General features: G+C 67.0%; 21 protein-coding genes and 3 pseudogenes. 11 read left to right on the top strand and 13 right to left on the bottom strand.

Annotated features, from left to right (window positions below):
• Positions 1-143: 143 nt before the first annotated feature.
• Positions 144-1,532: a hypothetical protein gene (locus ABZ622_RS13965; protein WP_360542973.1), complete on the top strand. Its 1,389-nt coding sequence runs from the start codon at positions 144-146 to the stop codon at positions 1,530-1,532.
• A 180-nt stretch (positions 1,533-1,712) separates the two neighbouring features.
• Here ABZ622_RS13965 and ABZ622_RS13960 read toward each other — a convergent pair whose 3' ends face one another.
• A complete protein-coding gene (locus ABZ622_RS13960; RefSeq protein ID WP_360542752.1) occupies positions 1,713-2,708 on the bottom strand; it encodes an ATP-binding protein in 996 nt (331 codons plus the stop codon).
• Positions 2,709-2,810: 102 nt separating this feature from the next.
• On the opposite strand from ABZ622_RS13960, the gene ABZ622_RS13955 reads away from it, so the two are divergent.
• Positions 2,811-3,635: an oxidoreductase gene (locus tag ABZ622_RS13955; protein ID WP_360542750.1), complete on the top strand. Its 825-nt coding sequence runs from the start codon at positions 2,811-2,813 to the stop codon at positions 3,633-3,635.
• A gap of 611 nt (positions 3,636-4,246) precedes the next feature.
• On the opposite strand, the gene ABZ622_RS13950 is transcribed toward ABZ622_RS13955, so the two are convergent.
• Positions 4,247-5,083, bottom strand: a complete 837-nt coding sequence (locus tag ABZ622_RS13950) for an HAD-IB family hydrolase (protein WP_360542748.1) — start codon at positions 5,081-5,083, stop codon at positions 4,247-4,249.
• 566 nt (positions 5,084-5,649) lie between these two features.
• On the opposite strand from ABZ622_RS13950, the gene ssd reads away from it, so the two are divergent.
• Entirely contained in the window at positions 5,650-6,711 is a 1,062-nt protein-coding gene (gene ssd, locus ABZ622_RS13945; protein WP_360542971.1) for a septum site-determining protein Ssd, read from the top strand.
• Positions 6,708-7,562: pseudogene (locus tag ABZ622_RS13940) on the top strand (TadA family conjugal transfer-associated ATPase); the annotation flags it as partial. The gene ssd and the pseudogene ABZ622_RS13940, both read left to right, overlap by 4 nt.
• Before the next feature lie 602 nt (positions 7,563-8,164).
• On the opposite strand, the gene ABZ622_RS13935 reads toward ABZ622_RS13940, so the two are convergent.
• From ABZ622_RS13935 to ABZ622_RS13925, 3 genes are read right to left on the bottom strand one after another with little or no spacing between them, the layout of a single operon-like run.
• Entirely contained in the window at positions 8,165-8,983 is an 819-nt protein-coding gene (locus tag ABZ622_RS13935; protein ID WP_360542746.1) for a helix-turn-helix transcriptional regulator, read from the bottom strand.
• Entirely contained in the window at positions 8,980-9,474 is a 495-nt protein-coding gene (locus ABZ622_RS13930; RefSeq protein ID WP_360542744.1) for a DUF6879 family protein, read from the bottom strand. The genes ABZ622_RS13935 and ABZ622_RS13930 overlap by 4 nt, the downstream gene beginning before the upstream one ends.
• 13 nt (positions 9,475-9,487) lie before the next feature.
• Positions 9,488-9,682 carry a hypothetical protein gene (locus tag ABZ622_RS13925; RefSeq protein WP_360542742.1) on the bottom strand — a complete coding sequence of 65 codons (195 nt, stop codon included), beginning with the start codon at positions 9,680-9,682 and terminating at the stop codon, positions 9,488-9,490.
• A 278-nt stretch (positions 9,683-9,960) separates the two neighbouring features.
• Here ABZ622_RS13925 and ABZ622_RS13920 point away from each other — a divergent pair, with 278 nt between their 5' ends.
• Entirely contained in the window at positions 9,961-10,728 is a 768-nt protein-coding gene (locus ABZ622_RS13920; protein WP_360542740.1) for an HNH endonuclease signature motif containing protein, read from the top strand.
• Between the two features lie 644 nt (positions 10,729-11,372).
• On the opposite strand, the gene ABZ622_RS13915 is transcribed toward ABZ622_RS13920, so the two are convergent.
• The 7 genes from ABZ622_RS13915 to ABZ622_RS13885 form a co-directional block, all read right to left on the bottom strand.
• A complete protein-coding gene (locus tag ABZ622_RS13915) occupies positions 11,373-11,669 on the bottom strand; it encodes a hypothetical protein (RefSeq protein WP_360542738.1) in 297 nt (98 codons plus the stop codon).
• Between the two features lie 155 nt (positions 11,670-11,824).
• Positions 11,825-12,661, bottom strand: coding sequence for a phage major capsid protein (locus ABZ622_RS13910; RefSeq protein WP_360542736.1), 837 nt, complete (start codon positions 12,659-12,661; stop codon positions 11,825-11,827).
• A 152-nt stretch (positions 12,662-12,813) separates the two neighbouring features.
• On the bottom strand, positions 12,814-13,251 hold the full coding sequence (locus tag ABZ622_RS13905; RefSeq protein WP_360542734.1) for a hypothetical protein: 438 nt from the start codon (positions 13,249-13,251) through the stop codon (positions 12,814-12,816).
• A gap of 55 nt (positions 13,252-13,306) precedes the next feature.
• Entirely contained in the window at positions 13,307-13,474 is a 168-nt protein-coding gene (locus ABZ622_RS13900; RefSeq protein WP_360542732.1) for a hypothetical protein, read from the bottom strand.
• 127 nt (positions 13,475-13,601) lie between these two features.
• A complete protein-coding gene (locus ABZ622_RS13895) occupies positions 13,602-14,327 on the bottom strand; it encodes a hypothetical protein (RefSeq protein ID WP_360542730.1) in 726 nt (241 codons plus the stop codon).
• A 659-nt stretch (positions 14,328-14,986) separates the two neighbouring features.
• Positions 14,987-15,739 carry a sigma-70 family RNA polymerase sigma factor gene (locus tag ABZ622_RS13890; RefSeq protein ID WP_360542728.1) on the bottom strand — a complete coding sequence of 251 codons (753 nt, stop codon included), beginning with the start codon at positions 15,737-15,739 and terminating at the stop codon, positions 14,987-14,989.
• On the bottom strand, positions 15,736-17,286 hold the full coding sequence (locus tag ABZ622_RS13885) for a recombinase family protein (RefSeq protein WP_360542726.1): 1,551 nt from the start codon (positions 17,284-17,286) through the stop codon (positions 15,736-15,738). The genes ABZ622_RS13890 and ABZ622_RS13885 overlap by 4 nt, the downstream gene beginning before the upstream one ends.
• A 58-nt stretch (positions 17,287-17,344) precedes the next feature.
• Here ABZ622_RS13885 and ABZ622_RS13880 point away from each other — a divergent pair.
• The 6 genes and pseudogenes from ABZ622_RS13880 to ABZ622_RS13855 all read left to right on the top strand — a co-directional run.
• Positions 17,345-17,647 (top strand): annotated as a pseudogene (locus tag ABZ622_RS13880) (ATPase, T2SS/T4P/T4SS family); the annotation flags it as partial.
• A gap of 14 nt (positions 17,648-17,661) precedes the next feature.
• Positions 17,662-18,525 carry a type II secretion system F family protein gene (locus tag ABZ622_RS13875; protein ID WP_360542724.1) on the top strand — a complete coding sequence of 288 codons (864 nt, stop codon included), beginning with the start codon at positions 17,662-17,664 and terminating at the stop codon, positions 18,523-18,525.
• Positions 18,522-19,334, top strand: coding sequence for a type II secretion system F family protein (locus ABZ622_RS13870; RefSeq protein WP_360542722.1), 813 nt, complete (start codon positions 18,522-18,524; stop codon positions 19,332-19,334). Before ABZ622_RS13875 ends, ABZ622_RS13870 begins: the two co-directional genes overlap by 4 nt.
• 57 nt (positions 19,335-19,391) lie before the next feature.
• Entirely contained in the window at positions 19,392-19,592 is a 201-nt protein-coding gene (locus ABZ622_RS13865) for a DUF4244 domain-containing protein (protein ID WP_124720133.1), read from the top strand.
• The gene (locus ABZ622_RS13860; RefSeq protein WP_360542719.1) at positions 19,579-20,004 is read left to right on the top strand and encodes a TadE family type IV pilus minor pilin; all 426 of its coding nucleotides are present in this window, start codon (positions 19,579-19,581) and stop codon (positions 20,002-20,004) included. Before ABZ622_RS13865 ends, ABZ622_RS13860 begins: the two co-directional genes overlap by 14 nt.
• 191 nt (positions 20,005-20,195) lie before the next feature.
• Positions 20,196-20,414: pseudogene (locus ABZ622_RS13855) on the top strand (Rv3654c family TadE-like protein); the annotation flags it as partial.
• A gap of 43 nt (positions 20,415-20,457) precedes the next feature.
• Here ABZ622_RS13855 and ABZ622_RS13850 read toward each other — a convergent pair.
• The gene (locus ABZ622_RS13850; protein WP_360542717.1) at positions 20,458-23,031 is read right to left on the bottom strand and encodes a DEAD/DEAH box helicase; all 2,574 of its coding nucleotides are present in this window, start codon (positions 23,029-23,031) and stop codon (positions 20,458-20,460) included.
• Positions 23,032-23,068: the final 37 nt, after the last annotated feature.

Below are 23,068 nucleotides of genomic sequence, written 5' to 3'. Positions count from 1 at the left end.
GGACCACTCAATCACCTATTGAAGTGAATAAGCATCTTTTCATTCGGTATGTCGCATCGGTTGCGACTGGGCCGCGTGCGAACTTGACCGCGCCGTGTCGGCAGTTCGACGCAAATTACCTGCAGGGAAGAGGTGGGCGGATGATGGCCGCCACGAGGAGAGTTGCCGCGAAGAGAGTCGTTACGAGGAAGGCCGTCGAGAAGAAGGCCGCCGCCGGGCGGGTCGCCCTGGGTGTCGTGGTCGTCGCGCTGACCGCGGGAGTGGCCGGGTGCTCCTCCGGTTCCGGCGGGGGTGCCGGGGCCGCCGGACCGGGCGCGGTGAAGAAGGCCGCCGCCCCGAAGAAGAAGGCCCCCGAAGTCCCCGCCGCGCCCGACAGCTTCTTCCGGCTCATCGGCGACGGGTCCACCGCGTTCACCGGCAGCCAGCCGAAGCAGCCCGTGGCCCAGCGTCTGGCGCCGGGTCGGAAGCCGCCGCAGTTCGTGGTGTTCTCGTGGGACGGCGCGGGTGAGGACAGCCAGAAGCTGTTCTCGCACTTCCGTGAGGTCGGCAAGAAGTACCACGCGAACATGACGTACTTCCTCAGCGGCGTGTACATGCTGCCGGAGGACAAGCGGGAGCTCTACGACCCGCCGAAGCACAACGCCGGCAGCTCCGACATCGGCTTCAACGACACCGCCGGAATCCGGGACACCATCACCCAGGTGCGCGGGGCCTGGGAGGACGGTGACGAGATCGGCACCCACTTCAACGGGCACTTCTGCGGTCCCGAGGGCGGCGTCGGGACCTGGTCCGTCGACCAGTGGAAGAGCGAGATCAGCCAGGCCAAGTCCTTCGTGAAGAACTGGAAGACCAACGACCCGGGCCTCGAAGAGGAGAAGCCGCTCCCCTTCGACTACGACAAGGAACTCATCGGCGGCCGCACCCCCTGCCTGGAAGGGCAGAAGAACATGGTGGCAGCGGCACGGACGATGGGCTTCCGCTACGACTCCAGCGGGGTCAACAACCAGGTCTGGCCGAAGAAGAAGGACGGCGTCTGGGACCTCTCGATGCAGCTCGTGCCCGTGCCGGGCCGCGCCTTCGAGACCCTTTCGATGGACTACAACTTCATGTTCAACCAGTCCGGTACGACCACGCAGGGCGACCCGGACATGCACGAGTACTGGGGCAACCAGATGCGCGACGGCCTGCTTCAGGCCTTCGACCGCTCGTACGACGGAAACCGCGCCCCGCTGATCATCGGCAACCACTTCGAGTCTTGGAACGGCGGCACCTACATGCGCGCCGTCGAGGACACCATCGCGACTGTCTGCACCAAGGAGGGCGTCCGCTGCGTCTCCTTCCGGCAGTTGGCCGACTGGCTGGACGCCCAGGACCCGGCGACGCTGGCGAAGCTCGGCACGCTGGATGTCGGCCAGGCGCCCGAGAAGGGATGGAACGCGTTCCTCGACGGAGCGGGAACTTCCGGAACCGGCCGGACCACGGGCGCCGACCGGGCTCACGCGGGGCCCGGCGGGGACAAGTCCGGCCGCTGAGCCGCGCGGACTTCGGGTGCGGCCGGCGCGTCATGCGGCGGACCGGCCGGGCAGCGGGACCGGGCGTCGAGCGCCGGACAGGTCGGGGACCCGACCCGTCCGGCGCTCGGGGACGACGGCTCCCGCCGGGCGGGGCGAGTCCGTCCGGCGGGAGCGAGGGCCCGGCGGGGTACCGAGGGTTCAGGCGGGCTGAGCGGCGCCGTCCTGCGCGTACCGCTCGTCGAGAACGAAGGCGGGGTCGACCTGGGCGGCCAGATCGGCGCCCGTCTTCTCGTTGCCCCAGCTCTCCGCGTTCTTCAGATGGAAATGGACCATCTGCTGTGTGTAGCGCTGCCAGTCCCGCTGCTCGTACGAGTCCTCGGCGGCGTTCTGCAGTGCCTGCAGAGCCATCCGGTTGTCCGCCTCCAGCAACTCGAAACGAGCGGGGCGGCCCTTCTCCATCGAACGCACCCAATCGGAGTGTCCGACGCTGACCAGCAGGTCGTCGCCCACCTCGGCACGCAAGAACTCCAGGTCGTCCTCGCCCTGAACCTTGTTGCCGATGACCTTGAGGGCGACCCCGAAGTCCCGCGCGTACTCCTTGTACTGGCGGTAGACCGAGACGCCTTTACGGGTCGGCTCCGCGACCAGGAACGTCATGTCGAAGCGGGTGAACATCCCCGAGGCGAAGGAGTCCGAACCCGCCGTCATGTCGACGACGACATAGTCGTCGGGGCCGTCGACGAGATGGTTCAGACAGAGTTCGACCGCGCCGACCTTGGAGTGGTAGCAGGCCACGCCCAGATCCGACTCGGTGAACGGCCCGGTGGCCATCAGCCGGATCTCCCCGTCGTCGAGCCGGACCGTGCGCGCGCACGCGTCGTAGATCGGGTTGTTCTCGCGAACCCGCAGCAGCCGCGACCCCTCGCCGGGCGGAGTCGTCTTGATCATCGTCTCGCCGGAGGCGATGCGGGGGTTGCTGCCGCGCAGATACTCCTTGATCAGAGGCAGATGCGCTCCCATGGCGGGCAGCGCGGCGGCCTCCTGGTCGTCGAGGCCGAGCGCGGCCCCGAGGTGCTGGTTGATGTCGGCGTCCACCGCGACGACATGGGCTTCATTGGCTGCGAGGTGGCGGATGAAGAGCGAGGACAGCGTTGTCTTGCCGCTGCCGCCCTTCCCTACGAAAGCGATCTTCATGTTCACCTAGGGTAGTGGTGCGATCGCGTTCTGCTGTCACACTTCGTGAAGAAGGCCACTCCCGGGCCGTATCGGCGCGGTGGACGCGTAGCCTCGCTACCTATGAGTACGACTGCCCCTGACCCGCTCGCCGCTCTGGGCACCCTGCCTGGGGTCGCCGACGCGGTGGACTCCGTGCGCAAGGCCGTCGACCGGGTCTACGGTCACCGTGTCATGCGGCGCCGCAGCAATGAGGTCACTGCGGAAGCGGCACTTCGCGGTGCCCGTGGCTCGGCGGCGCTGTCGGGCGCCGACTGGAACCTGGAGGAGGTGCGCCGGCGTACCGACTTCAGTGGTGACGGCGAGGCGCACGTGATCGGGGCGGCTCTGCGGCTGACCGCGGAAGCGGGCCAACTGCTCTCCATCTGGCGGCAGTCGCCGCTGCGGGTGCTGGCGCGGCTGCATCTGGTCGCGGCCGGCGGAGCGGCACCCGACGACGCCGTCGGCCGGCCGAGGCTGGCGGGCGAGCCGGTGGACGAGCCGCTGGTCGAGGCGCCGCTGCCGGACGCCGACGAGGTGGCCGGGCGCCTGGAGGGGCTCTCCGGGCTGATTCTTTCCGGCACTTCGGCGCCCGCGCTGGTGGTCTCGGCGGTCGTGCACGGCGAACTGCTGGCCCTGCGTCCCTTCGGCTCGCACAACGGCCTCGTCGCGCGGACCGCCGAGCGGATCGTGCTGATCGGTAGCGGGCTCGACCCCAAGTCGATCTGCCCCGCCGAGGTGGGCCACGCCGAGCAGGGGCGGGCGGCGTACGTCGCGGCGTTTGAGGGCTATCTGTCGGGGACGCCGGAGGGGATGGCGGCCTGGATCGCGCACTGCGGACGCTCCGTGGAACTGGGCGTCAGGGAGTCGACGGCGGTGTGCGAGGCGCTGCAGCGCGGCGCCGCGTAGAAACCGTTCGCGCGGAAGTCGTTCAGCGGAAGCCGTTCAATGGGGAAGCGGTGGATTCCGGCCTGGGGTCGCGAGCCGATCGGGCACCGGTTTCGAGTCCGCCGGGCGCCGCTTTCGCGGTGTGCGTCGAGATAAATCCACCGAAGTAACTTCATCCCGGTAACTTCACGAATGTCTTCACCATGTCGACTTGTCGCTTCGGCTCGCCGCATTGACTTACCGTATTGGCTTCACTGCCCGGAAAAGGGTTGCGGCGGTACCGTCCTCGGTACCGCCGCTGGCATGTCTACCCAGTTACCATGCGTCCTCGATATGTGCCCATCAGGTCGGGATGCTTTGCCCGTTCCCTGGTGCGGCTGGCCCGTAATCGACGGGTCGACGTCGCGTGGGTGCTCGGTTTTCATGCTCGGTCCGTGGGGCCGTCTCTGCGTTACAGGTAATCCTCTCGGATGTCCTTGGTCTCGCGGGCCGTTGAGTCATTTGTACTCCAGAGCCGGGGTGAGCGGTAGTGCTGGCCCCACTTCTTTACTTTTGGGTTCAATTACGGGTGAGTTGGATATTTCGCACCGACCGTCGAGTCGGCGTACGCCGGACCGCCGCCCGGGGGTGCGTCAGGCGGAGGCCGCGGTGCGACGGCGTGAGGTGTACCAGACCAGTCCCGCCGTGACGGCGGCCGCTCCCACCGCTGCCGCCGCGACCAATGCCGGACGTGGCGGCAGCGAGAACGTGGGCAGTCGCTGCTTGAGCCGGACCGGCCGGTCGAAGACGAGAATCGGCCACTCGCGGAGGGTCGCCTCACGCCGTAGGGCACGATCCGGATTGACCGCGTGCGGATGGCCGACCGACTCCAGCATCGGTACGTCCGTGGCGGAGTCGCTGTAGGCGTAGCAGCGCGAGAGGTCGTACCCCTCCGACACCGCGAGGGCTCTGATCGCCTCGGCCTTCGTCGGCCCATAGGCGTAGTACTCGACTTCGCCGGTGAAACAGCCGTCGTCACCGACGACCATTCGGGTGGCGACGACCCGGTCGGCACCGAGCAGCTCGCCGATCGGCTCGACGACCTCGGCGCCCGAGGTCGAAACGATCACCACATCGCGCCCGGCGGTGTGATGCTCCTCGATGAGCGTCGCCGCTTCGTCATAGATGATGGGGTCGATCAGCTCGTGCAGGGTCTCGGCGACGATTTCCTTCACTTGCTGGACGTTCCAGCCCTTGCAGAGTGCGGAGAGATATTCCCGCATCCCCTCCATCTGGTCGTGATCTGCACCCCCGGCAAGGAACACGAACTGTGCGTACGCAGTGCGCAGTACAGCGCGGCGGTTGATCAGTCCGCCTTGGTAGAAGGACTTGCTGAAGGTCAGCGTCGAAGACTTCGCAATGACCGTCTTGTCCAGGTCAAAGAAGGCGGCTGTGCGCGGCAAGAAGCGGTTTTCCACAAGGCAGAGCATAGGGGGACACCATTCGGCGTAAACTCTGGCGTGTGGGTTTGCCTGAGAAGGCTCTCGGGTACACCATGGAAGTCACGGATCGTTCGCGACCGTGCTAACCCGGTCCGGCTCCTCCCCCCCCGAGTCGGCCGTGGGGACGACCCCCGCTCTCCCCCCCGGCGGGGGTCGTCGCATGTCCGGACGCGTTTCTGCAGTTCGGAATCAAGCATTCCGCCTCCATTTCGGTCGCGACGGCCCGCTTCTCGTTCCGTCCCCCACCACGATGACTCGTCACGGTGCGTAGCGGAAGTGCTGCACTCCGGAAGTCGCCGGTATGAGCGACGGAGATATTCACAACGGTGGAGTTGTCCACAGTTTTCGAGCAAGATCCACACGATTTTCCGAAGCGCTGCACGGTGATTCCAGCCGCGAAGTCCGCGGGTTGTGGAATCGCCGATCCCGGAACACTCCGAGATCACCGCGAACCGCGATGAAGGTGCAGTGAGAAGGGGGCGGAGATCGTGGCCGAGTCCATCGCACGGGATCCTCTGCCGGCCGCCGGAGGGCGGCGGGGCGGACCGCTGATCGTGACCGAGGATGTGGAACTGCTCGACGATCTGCTGCGGCTGTGTGCCGCCGCCGGAGCGGAACCGGAAGTTCATCACTCGCCGCCCGAGAACAGGGGCAGCTGGGAACAGGCGCCGATGGTTCTCGTGGGCGACGATGCCGCCCAGCGATGCCGAGGAGCGGTGCGCAGGCGGGGCGTGATGCTCGTCGGCCGGGACCGGGACGCGCCGGATGTCTGGCGCCGGGCCGTGGAGATCGGGGCCGAACATGTGCTGAGGCTGCCCGACGCGGAGGGCTGGCTCGTCGACCAGATCGCCAATGCGGCGGAGGGGGTGGGCCGGCCGGCGCTCACCGTGGGGGTGATCGGCGGCCGTGGCGGCTCGGGCGCGTCCACGCTGGCCTGTGCCCTCGCGGTGACGGCGGCCAGGGCCGGGCGGCGGACCATGCTGATCGACGGCGATCCGCTCGGCGGAGGCATCGACGTGCTGCTCGGGGGCGAACGGGCCGAGGGAATGCGATGGCCGGATTTCACCCATTCCAAGGGGCGGGTCGGCGGCGGTGCGCTGGAGGAGTCACTGCCCGCGCTGCACGGACTGCGGGTGCTCAGCTGGGGCCGCGACGACTGGGTGGTCATCCCACCGCAGGCCATACAGGCCGTGCTGGCTGCCGCGCGCAGGCTCGGCGGGGTGGTGGTCGTCGATCTGCCGCGCAGGGTCGACGAATCGGTGGCCGAGGCGCTCACACAGCTGGACCTCGGGTTGCTGGTGGTCCCGGGGGAGCTCCGCGCGGTCGCGGCGGCCAAGCGTGTGGCGTCGATGGCCGGGATGATTCTGGACGACCTGCGAGTGGTATCCCGCGGGCCGTACGCGGCGGGCCTCGACGAGCGGTGGGTGGCACAGGCGCTGGGGCTGCCGCTCGCCGGTGAACTCCCGATCGACGCCGGGCTGCTGGCCGCTCAGGACGACGGCGCGCCCCCGGGCGGCAGTGTGCGCGGTCCGCTGGCCAGGTTCTGCGCGGCGTTCTGGGAACAGGCGCTCGCCCCGGAGGGTGCGGGGGGACGGACCGGTGGGGGTGCGTCATGACGGAGACACTGCTCGATGCCGTACGGCAGCGGCTCGCGCAGAGCGGCACCGCGCCGACACCGGCCGGGGTCGCTGCCGCGCTGCGGGCCCAGGGGCGGCTCCTTGGGGACGCCGAAGTGCTAGGGGCGGCCGACGAGTTGCGCGGTGAGCTGGTCGGGACCGGGGTTCTGGAGCCTCTGCTCGCCGATCCGGAGGTCACGGATGTGCTGGTCTCCGCACCGGACCGGGTGTGGGTGGACCGGGGCAGGGGCCTCGAACTCACCGGGGTGACCTTCACGGACGCAGCCGCGGTGCGCAGGCTGGCGCAGCGGCTGGCCGCCGTGGCGGGGCGGCGGCTGGACGACGCCCGCCCCTGGGTGGACGCGAGGCTGCCGGACGGCACCCGAATGCATGCCGTGCTGCCCCCGGTGTCAGTGGGCTCGACGTGTCTGTCGCTGCGGGTGGTCCGGCCCAGGGCCTTCTCGCTGGCGGAGCTGGTCACTGCGGGGACGGTGCCACCGGGCGGTGACCGGGTGCTGCGGGCCCTGGTGGAGGCCCGGGTCTCGTACCTGATCAGCGGAGGTACGGGGGCCGGGAAGACGACGCTTCTGTCGAGTCTGCTGGGTGCGGTCGGGGAGCGGGAACGCATCGTGCTCGCCGAGGACTCGGCGGAGTTACGGCCGGACCATCCGCACGTGGTGCGCCTGGAGTCGCGTCCTGCCAACCAGGAGGGCGCGGGACGGGTGACCCTTCGGGACCTGGTGCGACAGGCGCTGCGGATGCGGCCTGACCGGCTGGTGGTCGGAGAAGTGCGTGGTGCCGAGGTCACTGAGCTCCTGGCCGCGCTGAACACCGGCCATGAGGGCGGGTGTCTGGCTTAACCATACATGCGCGTAGCACACGTGAGCGGGCATGACGAAGCCCCGCCCACGCATCCGGGTAGGGGACGCACAGACGGGGCCGTTGGCTAGCTCTTACCGCGCCGAGGATGCGGCCCCCCAGCTAAGGGGCGGACCGGGGCGACAGCTGAGCGCGTCCGCTCGTCGGGGCACGTCTGCCCTCGCTCAAGGCTGAACCGGTCAGGAGCGTTGCCGTCCGATCCGCTGAACTGTTTTGCTCGCCGTCGTTCAGCGGGCCGGAGTCTCGGGGAATGGGTGCAAGCATGCTCGGGGCGATAGGAGCAAGCATTAAGCCTCCCTACTCAGGGCACTTGCCGTAGTGCCTGTATGGACCCAAGGCCGGGGGGCCGGATTGGCGCTCAATGGTCATGCGCCACACACGGTCAAGGGTGTTGATCGGCTGCTTGCAGTCGGCGCACTTCTCGCCCTTCGGGGCGTAGGTCACGTAATCGCCCTTCCGCGCGTCTGTCGTATCTGCGGTTGCTGCGTTGCTCGCCATGGGAACTCCCCGCCGCTTGTGGCCTCTGGTGAACCATCGTGGGGCGGGAACGAGGAGCTTCCTAGCCGCTTTCCCGTTACCGCAACAGGTCATCCCGGATGGACTCAAGCAGCGCGATCAACTCGCCCCCCACAAGGGCGTCTTGAGCGAATCCATCGAACTTGGAGACGTACAGCGCAACATCCCGAGGGTCAGTCACCACGACTTCCGCATGCACGGTCTCAACGGTCACGGCCCGGTCATCCCGGATCACAAACGCATGGTTGGGAATGTCGTGCTTCCTACCAGCCATCGGCACCACCCGAACGTCTATGTTCGGCAGCCGGGACGCTGAGGCGAGCCGGTCAAGCTGTCCCACCATCACCATGGGCGGAACGATCAGCCACCTAAGGACCGGTTCCGTGATGACGAATCGGAATTGCTTTGCCTCGTCGTACAGAACCTCTTGCCGCTCAAGCCGTGCGCTCACGGTCCGGCGAACGGTCTCCTCGGTCAGATCCTCGTGACGAGACAGGATTGCCCGCATGTACTCCGGGGTCTGTAGCAGGCCCGGCACTAGGGCGGGCTGGAACAGCCGTAGGAGGCCCATACGCGCCTCTACGTCCCGTAGACGCTGCTGAGCCTTATGGAGCCCCGCACGCTGGATTAGGCGCCAAGCTGTGGCCTCTGTGGCGACAGCGCGGGCGGCATCCATGTACTCCGCTTTCACGTCGTCTGAGACGCCGATAGCAGTCAGGATGCGGTCAACGTCGTCCGCGCTCGGGGAGAGTTTCCCTGTCTCAATCTTGCTGAGCTTGCTTGGCGACATGACAGCGCTGCGGGCAACCGCTTTGGCTTCCTTCCCGGAAGCGTTTCGCAGCACCCGCAGCGCGGCCCCAAGCTCTGAACGGTTCACTCGGCGTACTTAGCCCACCAGTCCGCGAACGGCACGGCGTGAGCTAGCGCCGTGTCCCTGTGCGTGACGTACTGCTCGCCCTGGTCATCCGGCAGCACGTCAGCCCCGAGGAACTTGCCGTCATCGCTGTACTGCATCGGTGCTGCCGTGACTGAGTCGAATAGCCAGAAGTCCCCAACTGACCCTATGGGATTGGGTAGTTCAGTCACATCCAAGATGAAGAACTCTTCCCCGGCTGCCGCATTCGTCTGGTAGCCCCACCCCAGTTCGAACCGCAGATACGGGGTCAGCGGACGCGTGAGCACGTGCACCCGGTAGACCTTGCGTCCGGCGCCGACATGCCCGCGCACCTCGTCTAGCCAGTCGGCGTTGTAGTCCGCTGGCTTCGGGTGCCCCTCAAGGAACAGCCGGTACGCGTCCACGCTGCCGGACCGGCTGTAGTCGTCGAGGGTTTCCAGCCGGAACGCTTCCCGCTGGAAGTCGTCGAACATGTCCCCCAGGGTCCTAGCCACCGAGCTGGTCTCCGAACGCTTCGCGGATCAGTTCAATCGGGATCTCAACGAGGGTTTCGTGAGCCGGAATCGAGAGCCCGTGATCCGTCGGCGTCTCGCCCTGCACGAGGATCGTGCCCCGGTCCGTCTTGTAGATCGTGGGGCAGTCCTTCTTGTCGCACGTCGTCGCAAGCATGGTCACCTTCACGGGCGTTCCCCTCGGCCGGTAGCGGTGTCTCGTCAGATCGTTCACGCAGTCAGCGGGTAAGGCAAGAGCCTCTGATTTCCAGAACGGGAAACCGGGTCTGTCGACCAGCGCCTAGGCTGCTGGCTGCTCCCTCCGCGTGGGGCTGCCACTGGCAGTGCGGAGGGAGCACTAGACAACGAAAACCCCGTACCGGCCACCAGGGAAGGCAGCGAGTACGGGGCGGTCGAGTGGAGCAGAATCAATCCGACAGCGCACCCACATACTTGCGAGGTTGACGCATGGGTATCTCCGAGAAGACTCGAAAGATCTTGTGGGTTCAGGCTGGCGGCATCTGCGCCATCTGTAGAGCGCAGGTGATCACACCTGGGACTGCATCGGATGACCCTTCTGTATTTGGCGAGGAAGCGCACATCGTCGCACGGTCAGAGGGCGGCCCTCGGGCAGGAGGGCTGGCAGAGGATCTAATTAACCATCACACGAATCTGATCCTCTTGTGCAGTAAGGATCACAAACGGGTCGACGATCAGCCTAACCACTTCACTGTGGAGCGGCTCCAGTCGATCAAATCGGCCCATGAATCGTGGGTGCGTTCCGTGGTGGACGCCGATGAAAGTCGCTTGAGGCTGGTGCATGACCCGCTTTTCCCTCAGCCCAAGGCACTAAAGCTGATCACGCGGGGAAATCCGCTTTGGAACATGGTTAAAGAAAGCGTCGCGTTTGAGTACGGGATGCCGGACCATCTGAATGAGGACGATGAAGACCTAATCATCGAATTCATGGACGTACTGAGGGATTACCTTGACATAGCCGGGGAACTTGTAAGCGTCCGAGAGAATCGCGACGCAGAGAAGGCCCTTCAACAGTACGTCAGCCGCCTAGCAGAGCGTGAGTTCTTGGTTGGGGCGTACGTGCGCCACATGCTTCTGAAGGGTGGGAATGCTGACAGCCCAACTCCCTGGCCCGTTCTTCGGGTTGAGGTGCAGCCTGCGTCGTTGGCAGAAGTCGCAGATGAGAACGGGACTCCCTATCCCCGCCAGGCGCCGTAAGGGAGAGATCAAACAGCGAAGGGTTCGGCTCCGCGCAAAGTTCCTCACCTGCGGACAACAGGTCAGCGGACAAGATCATCCCGCGCAAATGGTCTAATCAGCCATCGTAGAACTTTTCCTCCCTGCCGCGCCGCATTTAGAGGCGGAGGGGGTCCCTACCCAGGGGGTGGGAGTCAGCAGAGATCAGAACGGCGGAACATCATTGAACCGGACGTAGTCAGATGCCTTGTGTTGCGCCGCCTCTAGCTGAAAGCGTCGCTCAGCGTAGAAACCGCCCGGCTCACGCTTAGGCCGCTCCTTGGCATCACATGCCTTGCACAGTGGTCGCAGATGTTTGAACGAATCAGGGTTCGCCTCACCCTTGGCGACGAGGTCACGCCGACTGATTGGCCAATGGTCAGCGACAGTCGCTTGCCCACCGCACAAGACGCACCAAGGATTCTGATAGATGAACCTTGGTTGCACTCGCTCACGCCAGTTACGCCCGTACGAACTACCACCACGATTAGCCCGCTGCTTATGCCGCTGCTTGGCGTGCTCGGGGCATGTGCTGTCTTTCCCGCGTACCGACTCAGGGCACCCAGGCTGGGCACACGGACGGGGTGGTTTCCAGGGCATAGGGGGTCTCCGAATACGAGGCGGGACTAGTCGGCGGTAGGGGGCTTATGTGGGGTGACTAGGGCCTTGAATAGCTCCTCGTCGCTGAGCGCCTGTATGGCGTCAGTTGCGTCTATCTCTTGCTGTACGTCGTCTAGTTCATGAATGTCATCAAGGGCAGCAAGCACGGTGTTATGCATTGCCTGCACGAGCCGGTGTGTTCTCTCGTGGTCTATCTGTCCGGCAGCGAGAATTGCCCTCAGTTCCTCGGCGTACTGCCGGGCATAGCCGAACGCGTCGGCAAGGGATGTTGCCCGCTGAGGGGCGTCGGGGTCAGCAAGCATGTTGCCTCCAAGCAAACAGGGGGGCGAACGAGGACGAGAGAGGAACGGCCAGCTCAACCGCAGGGTGACGAAATCGCCGGCCGATGGGTGGCGTTGCAAACACGAAAGACCCGATACCCACTCGTCAGCGGATACCGGGCCCTTGTGGCTAGCCGTTATGCAGCAGCGTTCTGAATACGGACGTGACGCTCAGGAACCGGCATAGCGAAACCGACTCGCATAGTGCCCCGGACGCCGATTCGGTCAGACGAGAAGTACGCCGACTTGTCAACGTCAAGCGTGGTGTCCTGACGCTCGATAACTAGGAAGTCCTCCTTGCTGACGCCGTAAACCACATCAGCGGGAACGTGCGGCGAAACAACAATCGGGCGGCCTAGAAGCGTGCGGCGACCATCAACGGCAAGATCCGGGTTGAGAAGACCCCGGTTGCTACCAGTAGCCTCCTTGAGCTTCGCAATCTCCAGAGCATTAGAGGCACCAGTAACCCAGTGGGTAACACGACCACCGTTCGCCTCACTAATGCTTAGGGCGTCCTCGAACGGGTCAAGGTTGGCGTAAGTCACCGGAGCCTCAACCGTGCTGATATCAGCGAGCGAAGCAAAGCCAGCAGGGTTGGGCGCAGACAGAGAGTTGAATAGTGCCATGTCCACACCCTTAGCGATCTGCCGGGCAATGGACTTGCCGATCTGATCAGCGGCGGACGGGTCGGAGTCATTGAATAGCTCACGCGAAATAATGGTGAGGCCCGCGAACTTGGCCGGGGCGATACGCAGCGCCGTAAACGTGGCGTCGCTCGGCGTGATCTCGGCGCCTTCGACCACAGCGCCAACGGTCACGTCACTGTCGAGAATCGGAACCTCAAAGACAGTGGAGCTGGTAACCGTTCGGGTACCCACGGCGTACGCCACGGAAAGCGCCTCAACAGGCTTGGTAACTAGCGCGCCCCGCTCGTCAGGGGTTAGCGCCTCAGTGTTGGAAGTGTAGAGAGCCATTACGCTCAGTCCTCTTTCTGTTTGAGCCTATTTGGTAGCCCGCTGTACCTGACAGCGAGAGGAATCCGGGCACCTGGCCCAAACGTGTGGCCCTGCTGCCCACCTGGGGCACAAACAAGGCCACGAAAACTTTGAGAATTCCTGCGTAAGCGTCAGCGCGAATTGCGCGCCTCACGCAGTACATCGCGCATGCTTGCGCGTCGTGGGGCTTCGTCGTCGTCATAACGACCGCCACTCACAGCACCCCAACCTGCATCGGCGTTACGCAGTCCGGGACGCTTAGCAAGCAGCGCCTCAACGGCAGCTTCAACCGCATCGGGCATTACGTTTCCCTCAGGGTCAGTGAGGTCATCAATAGCCACCCCGCCGATTTCAAACAGGTCAGCGCCGACGGCCAGCGTCTTACCGGCTACTCCCTCAGCCTCACGGCGGAGCAGCGCATTTACGCGGCCCTCAGCCGTCTCTAGGGCCGACTCAGTGTCACGCAGCTTGCGCCGATACTTGGCAGCCTCAGCGTTCGGATTGGCGCTCTCAATCTCGGGCGTGTCGCCCTCGGCGCTAGCCGGGGTGGGTTCCTGAATATTGCTCATTCGTAGTGTCCTTTGGGGCGCGACTTAGAGATGTGGTTGGGCAGGGACATGAGAGTCAGATAGTGGGGGCACTGGTCTCCTCAGTAGCCGCGCGATAGAGCGTGGCAAGTTCCTCAAGCACGGCAAACGAGCGGCGAACAGAAATGCGCTCCTGCTCGCCTACCGGCGTGATCGTGTGGGATTCCAGCACGCCCAACGCGTAGTGGGCCGCATACGGGTCCATAGGGCCCCCTTTCGAGAGCTAGCAGGTACTGAATTCAGTAGGTGGCCGGACGGACCCGGTTCCCCAACACGGGTCCAGTCCGGCCGCAGCGAGGATGCGTCGGAACTCGCTGCCTTAGGAGAAAGATCTAGGCGAACTTAATTCCGTAGATCGCTATTCCCTTGTCAGTCTTCTTGCGTGCCGCTCCTCGCTCTTCGAGAGCGCGATAGAACGACGTCCGACCCAAGGGAACGGTCACGCGAATGCCGAGCCGGTTACAGAACCTCTCGCACCATTCGCGGTAGACGTCATATAGGTCAGCGCCAAGGAACACGTCAGACGAGCTGCCAAGTTCAAACAGCCCCGGGAAGAATCCGGCGAGCGTGTCTGAGTCCTTGAATGCAAACCCGTTCGCCCGACGCTGCCTTACCTCGTTCGCGGCTTGCAGGCGGGCCCTCTCGTCCCGAAGCTCAGCGATTCGCTGCATAGCCTCTGCCGCCCGAACTCGCTCGCTCAGAATGGCTTGTTGGGTGCAAACCCTCTCGATAAACCGACGCTGCTCCTCGTCGTAGCGCTTTCCGGCCTCTGCCCTCAGTGGGGCAATCTCAGCCTCAAGGCCAGAGAGCCCCACACGGCGATAAGCCTTATCAAACTCCGCGTGGTCGCGAATGCAGAGGGGCATGTAACGCTCGGGGTCATCCGACCAAGTCCTACCGTCTGCCTCGTGCTGGTCTCTGTCAGTCCAGTCGTAAGCCCAGTGGTCAGCGAAACCCCCGCACCATGCACAGGTGTTCACGTTGGCTTTGCCGTACTCGTCCTCAACGCGCAGATGGGCAGCGCGGTACTGAGAGCTAACGCTCATGTGGAAGTCCATTCAGTGTGATGCCTGAAGAAACGGAAGAAGCCCTATCCGGGGACTCAACGCATCGAGGGCATCACTTCCCGATGGCGAGTCAACCCGGATAGGGCTTCTGGCGCGTTACAGCCACGCGCGGGGCGTCTAAGTGGCGGACAAGGTGTGATGCCGTCCGCAGAAAGGAGGGGCTTTCCCCTCTACTATTACTAGAGCGAAAGGACTTCCAACGAAACGGACATATAAGGACGAGGCTGGCTCGTGAGTGTCATTTCTTTACCGAGCCGTTACCAAATAAGGATCAGCGAGGCGGAGTGCGTGACGAAAATGACGCGTCTGACGAAATGACAGTGGTTCCCGGTTGCGCTGCATAGAGCTAAAGAGAGGACTTGCATAGGGGGATCTAGAAATGACGCTATTTTTGTCACTTCATCATTTATGCAGGTCAGAGGCTTGTTTCTCGCTCCTTCGCTGATTCGATTCGTCATCACCGTCATCTGGCCCGCCCTCTCGCTGAATCCGCACGCGCCCGCCTAGGCGCCCCTGAGCCGTCCGGTGACCCTCGGGCCCCGGCCGGTCCCACTAGCCCCCTACGGGCCGCACAACGCCCTTCGCCGGACAGCAAGAAGCCCCCGCTCTCTCGCTATTGAGAGAACGGGGGCTATGCCCTGAGGGGCCGGTTAGGCAGCCATGCCGCCCCATTGCCGGTACAGCTCAGCGAAGCGACGACGAGCACGCGCCCGGACGGAACGCACCCGCTCCGGGGAGATACCGAGCAGCGCCGATATCTCCGCGTCGCTGTGGGTCCCGCTCTCCCCAATCCCGTGGGTCAGTTCCAGCACGGTCCGGTGCTGCCGACCGAGACGACGGAGCGCGAAGCTCGTACGGGCCTCAGTAGCCGTTGTGCGGGCCTCTGAGTCGTCCGCCGGGGAGTTGCCGGGCAACGCTTCCGCGAGGCTGCCTGAGCCCTCTACGGGGAGATCGAGGGACACGGGCCCCTCGTACGACATGCGGGCCGCATAGGCGGTCTCCGGGGTCATCCTGCGAACGCCCATGACCTCGGGGGTAGTTGCCAGGATCTGAGCTAGGTACGGGTCCCCGTCGGCAAGCCGTAGCGCCCTCTCGAAATCAGCGGCAACAGCACGGCTTACCCCTTGGCGCTGAGCCTCTTTCCGAGCGTCCGACATTGCCCCTGTAGCCGTCCGATGGGCGTAGTTGATGAACTCCCCCACCGTGGTCCCCCGGAAGCGCGTAAGGGCCGTCCAGACCGCTTCCCGGCCTACCTGCGAGAGGTCTTCTGCATTGGCCCGGTCGACGCGCCACGCGAGGGACAAGAGCAGCCCCTCAAGCTCTCGGAGCACGACGTTTACGGCGTCAGGGTCACCGGCCTTTGCTGCCATTACCTGATGGGGTGTCAGGTGGATGGTGCTCACGCCGACAGCTCCTCGTCCAGTGCGATAGCGGCAAGCTGTGCCTCTGCCGGGTGGCTGTCGCGCCACCATGCCGGACCCTCGTATGTCGGCGTCACCCGTTGCGGATCGAACCGCTTAGGTGCTCCCGGTGTAGCCGGGCGAATCGCTACGCGTGCCCCCAGGTCCCCAAGCAAGTTCCGTCGCCCCTCTTCGCTGCGCGATTCCCACGCGTCTGCAATTGTGCCATCGGTGCCCACCCAACGGCCTTCCGCGTGATCGGCCTCAGCCTTCAACTCCGCTTGCCGCTTTTCCAGCGATGTGAGCTGACCAATTACTACCCGTGCCGCAGTGCCGTTCGGTTCAAGCTGGGCAAGGTTTCCGGCCAATCGCTCAATCTGCCCCGTGACTTCCGAGAGTTGCAGTACGGCGCTGCCGTCCGGCTCTGCCCAGCGCATAAGCGCGAATGAGCCGAACCGCTTCAAGTAGTCGGCGGTCACCAACTCTTCAAGATGCCGGGCAATGATGACGTTGGGCTTGTGAATTCCCACCTTGCCGACACCCGCCCGGCAAACGTACGTCGAGTAGTCCTTGCCGTTGACCTCACGGCGCTGCCGGTACATGGGGCCGTCGCACTCCGAGCAGCGCGCCACATGTAGAAGCAAGGCTTTTGCGTTGCGCGGAGCGCCCCGCCCCTTTGCCTTACCGTCAATGACGGCACGCACGGCCGACCACGTTTCAGCGTTGAGGAGTTCCGGCCCCGCTGATACGGGCTTCCCCTCAGCGTCTAGCACGGGCTGATTGGTCAACGCGCTGCGCTTCTCTCCGGGCACGGCCTGGACGAGCCAGCCACGGACGGCCGGGGTGTAAAGGATGTCGCGCAGTGTGGTTGAAGCCCACTTGGTACCGCGAACCTTTCGACCGGCACGCTTTCGGGCATGGTCTGCCGGGGAGGAAATTCCTCGGTCGTTCAGCTCACGCGTAAGACCGGTCAGTGATGCGCCGTGGTTAATGAGGCGGTCCGCGCACTCTCGGAGAATTCCCGCCGCTGACTCGTCAATGACCCAACGCTTGTTGTTGATCGGACCGCTTACGGCATAGCCATAGGGGGCAAGTCCGCCCAGGTGATTGCCGCGCGACCGGAAGTGTTCCTTGCTAGCCGTGATGCGGGACTTAATCATGTCTCGCTCGTACTCAGCGAACGCAGCGAGCACGTTGATGATGATGGACGCGTTTTCCGGGCTTACAACCCCGTCAGCAGTGATGATGGTCGTACGCGTGGAGTCGGCAGCCCGCAAAAGGCGCTGAAATTCCAGAACGCTCCGCGCGTACCGGTCCAGCTTCGCGGCAAGCACGTAGTCAGTGCGGGGGAGCCACGCCAGTACCTCACGCATACCGGGGCGGTCTTCCAGCTTGCTCGCTCCGCTGACGTTGGTGTCCGTGGCGACGTGGACCACTTCCCACCCGCGCTGCTCGGCGTATGCCCGGCACGCTGCGATGCGGTGGTCCGGGGCTTCCTCGGCGTGCAGCCGGGACAGACGGTCGTAGATGACGACGGTTGGCTTCCTCATGGGAGTCCCTTGAGCGGAAGGACTGCCTAGCCCTATGGAGGCTTAGGCGAGACACCCGGGCGGCTGCGGGACGGTTCACGCCAATGCGGCCGAGCACGTACCGGCCCGTCTTGAGGCCCTGGGGACGGCGGCTGGACTGGACCGGACGGCGGTGCACAGCCAGTTGGCGGCCGCGCTGTCGGTGGTGGTCCATCTCGTACGGGACCGGTCCGGGCAGCGGCGGATCGCCGAGGTGCAGGTTCTGGAGCGGGACGCGGCAGGGCTGGTGGTGACCGTACCCGCGCTGCGCTGGGGCGCCGATGGATTCGTACGGGAGCGGGGCTGGGAGCGGCTGCGGTCGCTGATCGGCGGTGCGCGGTGACCGGTGGTGCGCCGATGGGACTGTCGGCTGGCGCGAGTTGTGCGGTGGTCCTGTGTGTCGGGGTGGCGGCCTGGCTGGCTGCGGCGCAGGACCGCGGACGTCGGAGGGCCCGGGTGCTGTTCGTCGACGGGGCGGTCCGGCCGTCGCCGAGGGCGCGCTGGGAGCAGGCCGGGGTGTGGCTGCGGAAGTGGTCGGGGGAGCGGCGGGAGTGGCTCTGTGTCCCGGTGGCGTTGCTCGTCGCCGTGCTGGGGGAGTCATTGCTGCCCCTGCTGGCCGGGGCGGCGGCCGTGCCGCTGGTGCGGAGCTGGCTGCGCGGGCGGGCTCTGGGCAAGGAGCGGGAGCGACGGGCGGCCGGGGTGGTGGCGCTGTGCGGTGCGGTCGTGGGCGAGCTGCGGGCCGGACATGAACCCGGGCGGGCGTTGCTGGTCGCTCTGCGTGGCACTGGGGTGATGGGGGCGGCCGAGGCCGGCGTGATCGCCGCGGCGCGGTTCGGTGGCGATGTGCCAGGGGCGCTGACGCAGGCGGCGCGGGAGCCGGGGCTGGACGGGCTCGCCGGGGTGGCGGCCTGCTGGCGGGTGGCGGTCGACGGCGGGGCCGGGCTCGCGGCGGGGCTGGACCGCCTGGAGGGCGCGTTGCGGGCCGAGCGGCGCAGGCGGGAGGAGTTGCGGGCCCAACTGGCGGGCGCCTGGTCGACGGTGGCTGTGCTGGCGCTGCTTCCGGTGTTGGGCCTGGGGCTGGGCGCGGCGCTCGGGGCCGATCCGCTGCGGGTGCTGCTGCACACCCCGGCCGGGCTGGTCTGTCTGGTGACGGGCGGGCTGCTGGAGGCGGCCGGGCTCTGCTGGGCGGCCCGGATCGTACGGGCGGGGGAGGCGGCATGAGCGGGGTCGCAGGCGAAGCCGCTCATCGGGTGGCGGCAGTGTGCGCGGTGCTGAGCGCGGTCGCTTGCCCGGCTTTTGCCCTGGCGGGGCTCGGACGGAGGCGGGCGGTACGCCGACGGGGCGCGGCACTGCTGGCGATGGGCGGGCCGGAACGCCGGCGTGAGCGCAGGGGCGGGCGCGGACGTACGGCGTTCGGTGCCCGGGCCAAGGAGTGGATCGCGCCGCTCGGCGTCGTGGCGGTGGGCTGGGTCCTGGTCGGCGGCCTGCCGGGGTTCGTGGCGGGACTGGCGGGGGCGTACGGCGCTTGGCGGTGGCAGCGGGGCCGACGCGGACCCGAACAAGGGGCAGGGCTCGCGGAGACGGCGGAGGCCGCACACCAGCTCCCGTTGGCGGCCGACCTGTTGGCGGCCTGTATCTCCGCCGGAGCCGGGCCCAGGGAGGCGGCCGAGGCGGTGGGGGAGTCGCTCGGCGGGCCGGTCGGCATGTGTCTGGCCCGGACGGCTGCGGAGATCCGTCTCGGTGGCGAACCTGCGGCGGCCTGGGGCCGGTTCGGGGAGATACCGGATGCGAGTGCGCTCGCCCGGTGCCTGGAACGAGCGGGGTCGACCGGGGCTCCGGCGGCGGAGCCGGTCGCACGGCTGGCCGAGGCGCTGCGTGCCGAACGCGCGAGTGAGGCCGTGGCCCGCGCCCAGCGGGCAGGCGTGCTGATCACCGGACCGGTCGGGCTCTGCTTTCTGCCCGCCTTCCTGACGGTCGGAGTGGCACCCGTGGTGATCGGTCTGGCGACCGGACTGCTTCAGACCGCATGACCGAAACAGGCAAGTAAATATCCATTCAGTATTAATTAAGAAATATGCGGGGGCGAAATGGTGCAGCGAATCAGGACCTGGGTGCGGGGCATGGCGCGTCGGGTCCGGCAGGACAGTGGAATGACGACATCCGAATATGCGGTGGGGACGATCGCGGCCTGTGCGTTCGCGGCGGTGCTCTACAAGGTGGTCACCAGCCAGCCGGTCATGTCCGCATTGCAGTCACTGCTGAAGGACGCGCTCGATGCGAAGTTCTGAGAGCGGTCCCGGAGCGTGCGCCGGAGTCCGTTTCCGTACCGCGGACCGGGGACCAGGCGCCCGGGTGTCGGATCGCGGCGCGGTGACCGCGGAAGCGGCCATGGCGGTTCCGGTGCTGGCGATCTTCGCCCTGGCGCTGGTCTGGGCGCTGATGGCCGCCTCCGCCCAGATCCGGTGCGTGGACGCGGCGAGGGCCGGGGCGAGGGCAGCAGCCCGTTCCGAGCCGGAGGCGCAGGTGCTTGAGGTGACTCGTTCGGCGGCACCCGGCGGGGCCGAAGTCGCGATGGAACGGGCCGGGGAGCTGTGGCGGGTACGGGTGGCGGCGCCGATACCGGGACCGGGCCCGCTGTCCCTGACGCTTCACGCGGAGGCGGCGGCACTGGCCGAGGACACGGTGGGGGTGACGCAGTGAGCGGGGCTGAAGAGAACGGCAGGACTGACGGGAACGGCAGGGCTGGCGGGACTGGCAGGAGTGACAGGGCTGGCGGGAGTGGCGGGGCTGGCGGGGGAGGGCGTGCGGCTGCCCTCATATGGCTGGGCAGGGGCGGAGACGGAGGCAGGGGCGGGGACAGGGACAGGGGGCTGGCCACGGTGTGGGTGGCTATGACCACGGCCACGTTGTGTGCGGTGTTCGCGGTCGTGCTGGCTCTCGGGCAGGTAGTGGCCGTCCGGCACCGGGCGGGCGGTGCGGCGGACCTGGCGGCCCTGGCCGCGGCCGACCAGGCCCTGCAAGGCCCTGAGCAGGCATGTGGGGCCGCCGGGAAGGTGGCCGCGGCACAGGGAGCCGTGGTGGTCCGGTGCGCGGTGAGCGGGGAGATCGCCGATGTGACGGCCCGGGTGAGTTTCGGGCCGTACGCACCGGCGGTCAGGTCCCGGGCCGGTCCTCCGGCGGCCGCTCCCGGCTCTCCGGAGGCGCTGCCTCCGCCTCCACCTCCGCCTCCGGGGAAGGGCCCGGCCTCGGAGGCTGCGCAGAGCTCGGTTCCTCGGGAGGCGGGGGTGCGTATCGGAGGAGTTCGGTGAGGAGGCGTACGGCGCCGCGTTTGTGCAGGGGTTCGTTGCCGTTGCCGCACTTGGGGGACTGGACGCATGACGGGCAGCCGGCCTCGCACTCGCAGGACGCGATCGCCTGGCGGGTCGCGGTCAGCCAGGCACGGGCGGTGTGGAAGGCCCGTTCGGCGAATCCAGCACCGCCCGGGTGGCCGTCGTACACGAAGACCGTGGGCAGCAGGGTGTCCGGGTGCAGGGGTACGGCGACGCCACCGATGTCCCACCGGTCGCAGGTGGCGAAGAGCGGCAGCATCCCGATCGACGCGTGCTCCGCGGCGTGCAGGGCGCCGCCCAGGATCTCCAGGTTGATGCGGGCGGCGTCGAGCTGATCCTCGGTGACCGTCCACCAGACGGCGCGGGTGCGCAGGGTGCGGGGCGGCAGGTCCAGTTTGGTCTCGCCCAGCACCTCGCCGGTGATCAGCCTCCGGCGCAGGAAGGAGACGACTTGGCTGGTGACCTCCACGGAGCCGTAGCAGAGCCGCCCGTCGCCCCACGGGATCTCGGTGTCGGTCTCCAGGACGGCGATGGAGGTGGTGTCGCGGGCGGTGGTCGAGTACGGCGGGACGGCCTCCTCGACCAGGGCCACCGAATCCTCCAGGTCCAGTTTCCGGACCAGGTAGGTGCGGCCCTGATGGAGGTGGACGGCACCCTCGTGGACGGCGGTGTGCGCGGCCGAATCGTCGACGGTGCCCAGCAGCCGGCCGGTACCCTCCTCGACGATCTGGACGGGGCGGCCGCCCTCACCACGGATGTCGGTGAGATCGGCGGCGCGTTCGCGGCGGGTCCAGTGCCAGCCCGATGCCCGTTTGCGGAGCAGCTTCGCGGCCTCCAGCTGCGGCAGCAAGTCCGCCACGGCCGGGCCGAACAGCTCCAGGTCGGGCTCGGTGAGGGGGAGCTCCGCGGCGGCGGCGCACAGATGGGGGGCGAGGACGTACGGATTGTCCGGATCCAGGACGGTCGACTCCACGGGCTGCTGGAACAGCGCCTCGGGATGGTGGACGAGGAAGGTGTCCAGCGGGTCGTCGCGGGCCACCAGGACGGCCAGGGCGCCCTGGCCGGAGCGCCCGGCGCGGCCCGCCTGCTGCCACAGCGACGCCCTGGTACCGGGGTAGCCGGCGATGACGACGGCATCCAGGCCGGAGACGTCGATGCCGAGTTCGAGGGCGGTGGTGGCGGCCAGTCCGAGCAGTTCCCCGGAGTGCAGGGCGCGCTCCAGGGCGCGGCGTTCCTCGGGGAGGTAGCCCCCGCGGTAGGCGGCGACCCGGGCCGGCAGCGAACGGTCCACCTCGGCGAGGCGCTCCTTCGCGATGACGGAGATCAGCTCGGCGCCACGCCGGGAACGGACGAAGGCGACCGAGCGGACGCCCTGGACGGTGAGATCGGTGAGGAGGTCGGCGGTCTCGGCGGTGGCGGTGCGGCGGACGGGGGCACCCTTCTCGCCGTGCAGTTCGGTCAGGGGCGGCTCCCACAGCGCGAAGACCAGCTCGCCGCGCGGCGAGGAATCGTCGGCGACCTCCTTGACCGGGAGACCGGTGAGGCGGCCGGCCGCGACGGAGGGTTCCGCCGCGGTGGCGGAGGCGAGGAGGAAGACCGGGTCGGCGCCGTAACGGGCGCACAGGCGGCGGAGCCGGCGTACGACCTGGGCGACGTGGGAGCCGAAGACGCCGCGGTAGGTGTGGCACTCGTCGATGACGACGAAGCGCAGGGCGCGCAGGAAGGAGGACCAGCGGGGGTGGGACGGGAGTATCCCGCGGTGCAGCATGTCGGGGTTGGTCAGGACGTAGTTGGCGTACTGGCGCACCCACTCGCGTTCCTCGACCGGGGTGTCACCGTCGTAGACCGCGGGCCTGATGGCGTTGCCGAGCGGTGCCGCGAGCTGTTTCACGGCACGCCTCTGGTCGGCCGCCAGGGCCTTGGTGGGCGCCAGGTACAGCGCGGTGGCGCCGCGGCCGTTCGGGGCCTCGGAGCCGTCGAGCAGGGCGCTGAGGACCGGGGCGAGGTAGGCGAGCGACTTGCCGGACGCGGTGCCGGTGGCGATGACCACGGATTCGCCGTCCAGGGCGTGCTCGGCGGCGGCCGACTGGTGCGCCCACGGATGTTCGATTCCGGCCTTCCGGATCGCGGCGACAACTTCCGGCCGGATGCGATCGGGCCAGATGGCATGGGTTCCCGCACGCGGGGGCAAGTGCTCCGTATGAGTGATGCGCGCGGACCGGCCCGCCACTGCGGCGAGCCGGTCGAGGACCATGGCGGGAGAGTGACTGATGTCGCTGTTCCCGGGTGGTCGACTGGGGCGGTGATTCTTGGCCATCGGCACCGAGTGTGTCACTGGCATGACGGACAATGGCCCCAAGGCGTCGTGCATGGCTGCTGGTAAGTGATTGAATGCCATCGCGGCTGGCGATCCGTTCCCTGGCTCCGCCGGGGAG

This window comes from Streptomyces sp. NPDC007164 (assembly GCF_040634135.1).
Lineage (GTDB): Bacteria > Actinomycetota > Actinomycetes > Streptomycetales > Streptomycetaceae > Streptomyces > Streptomyces sanglieri.
Note: the sequence above shows the minus strand (reverse complement) of the source record. Positions and strands in the feature narration are given on the sequence as shown.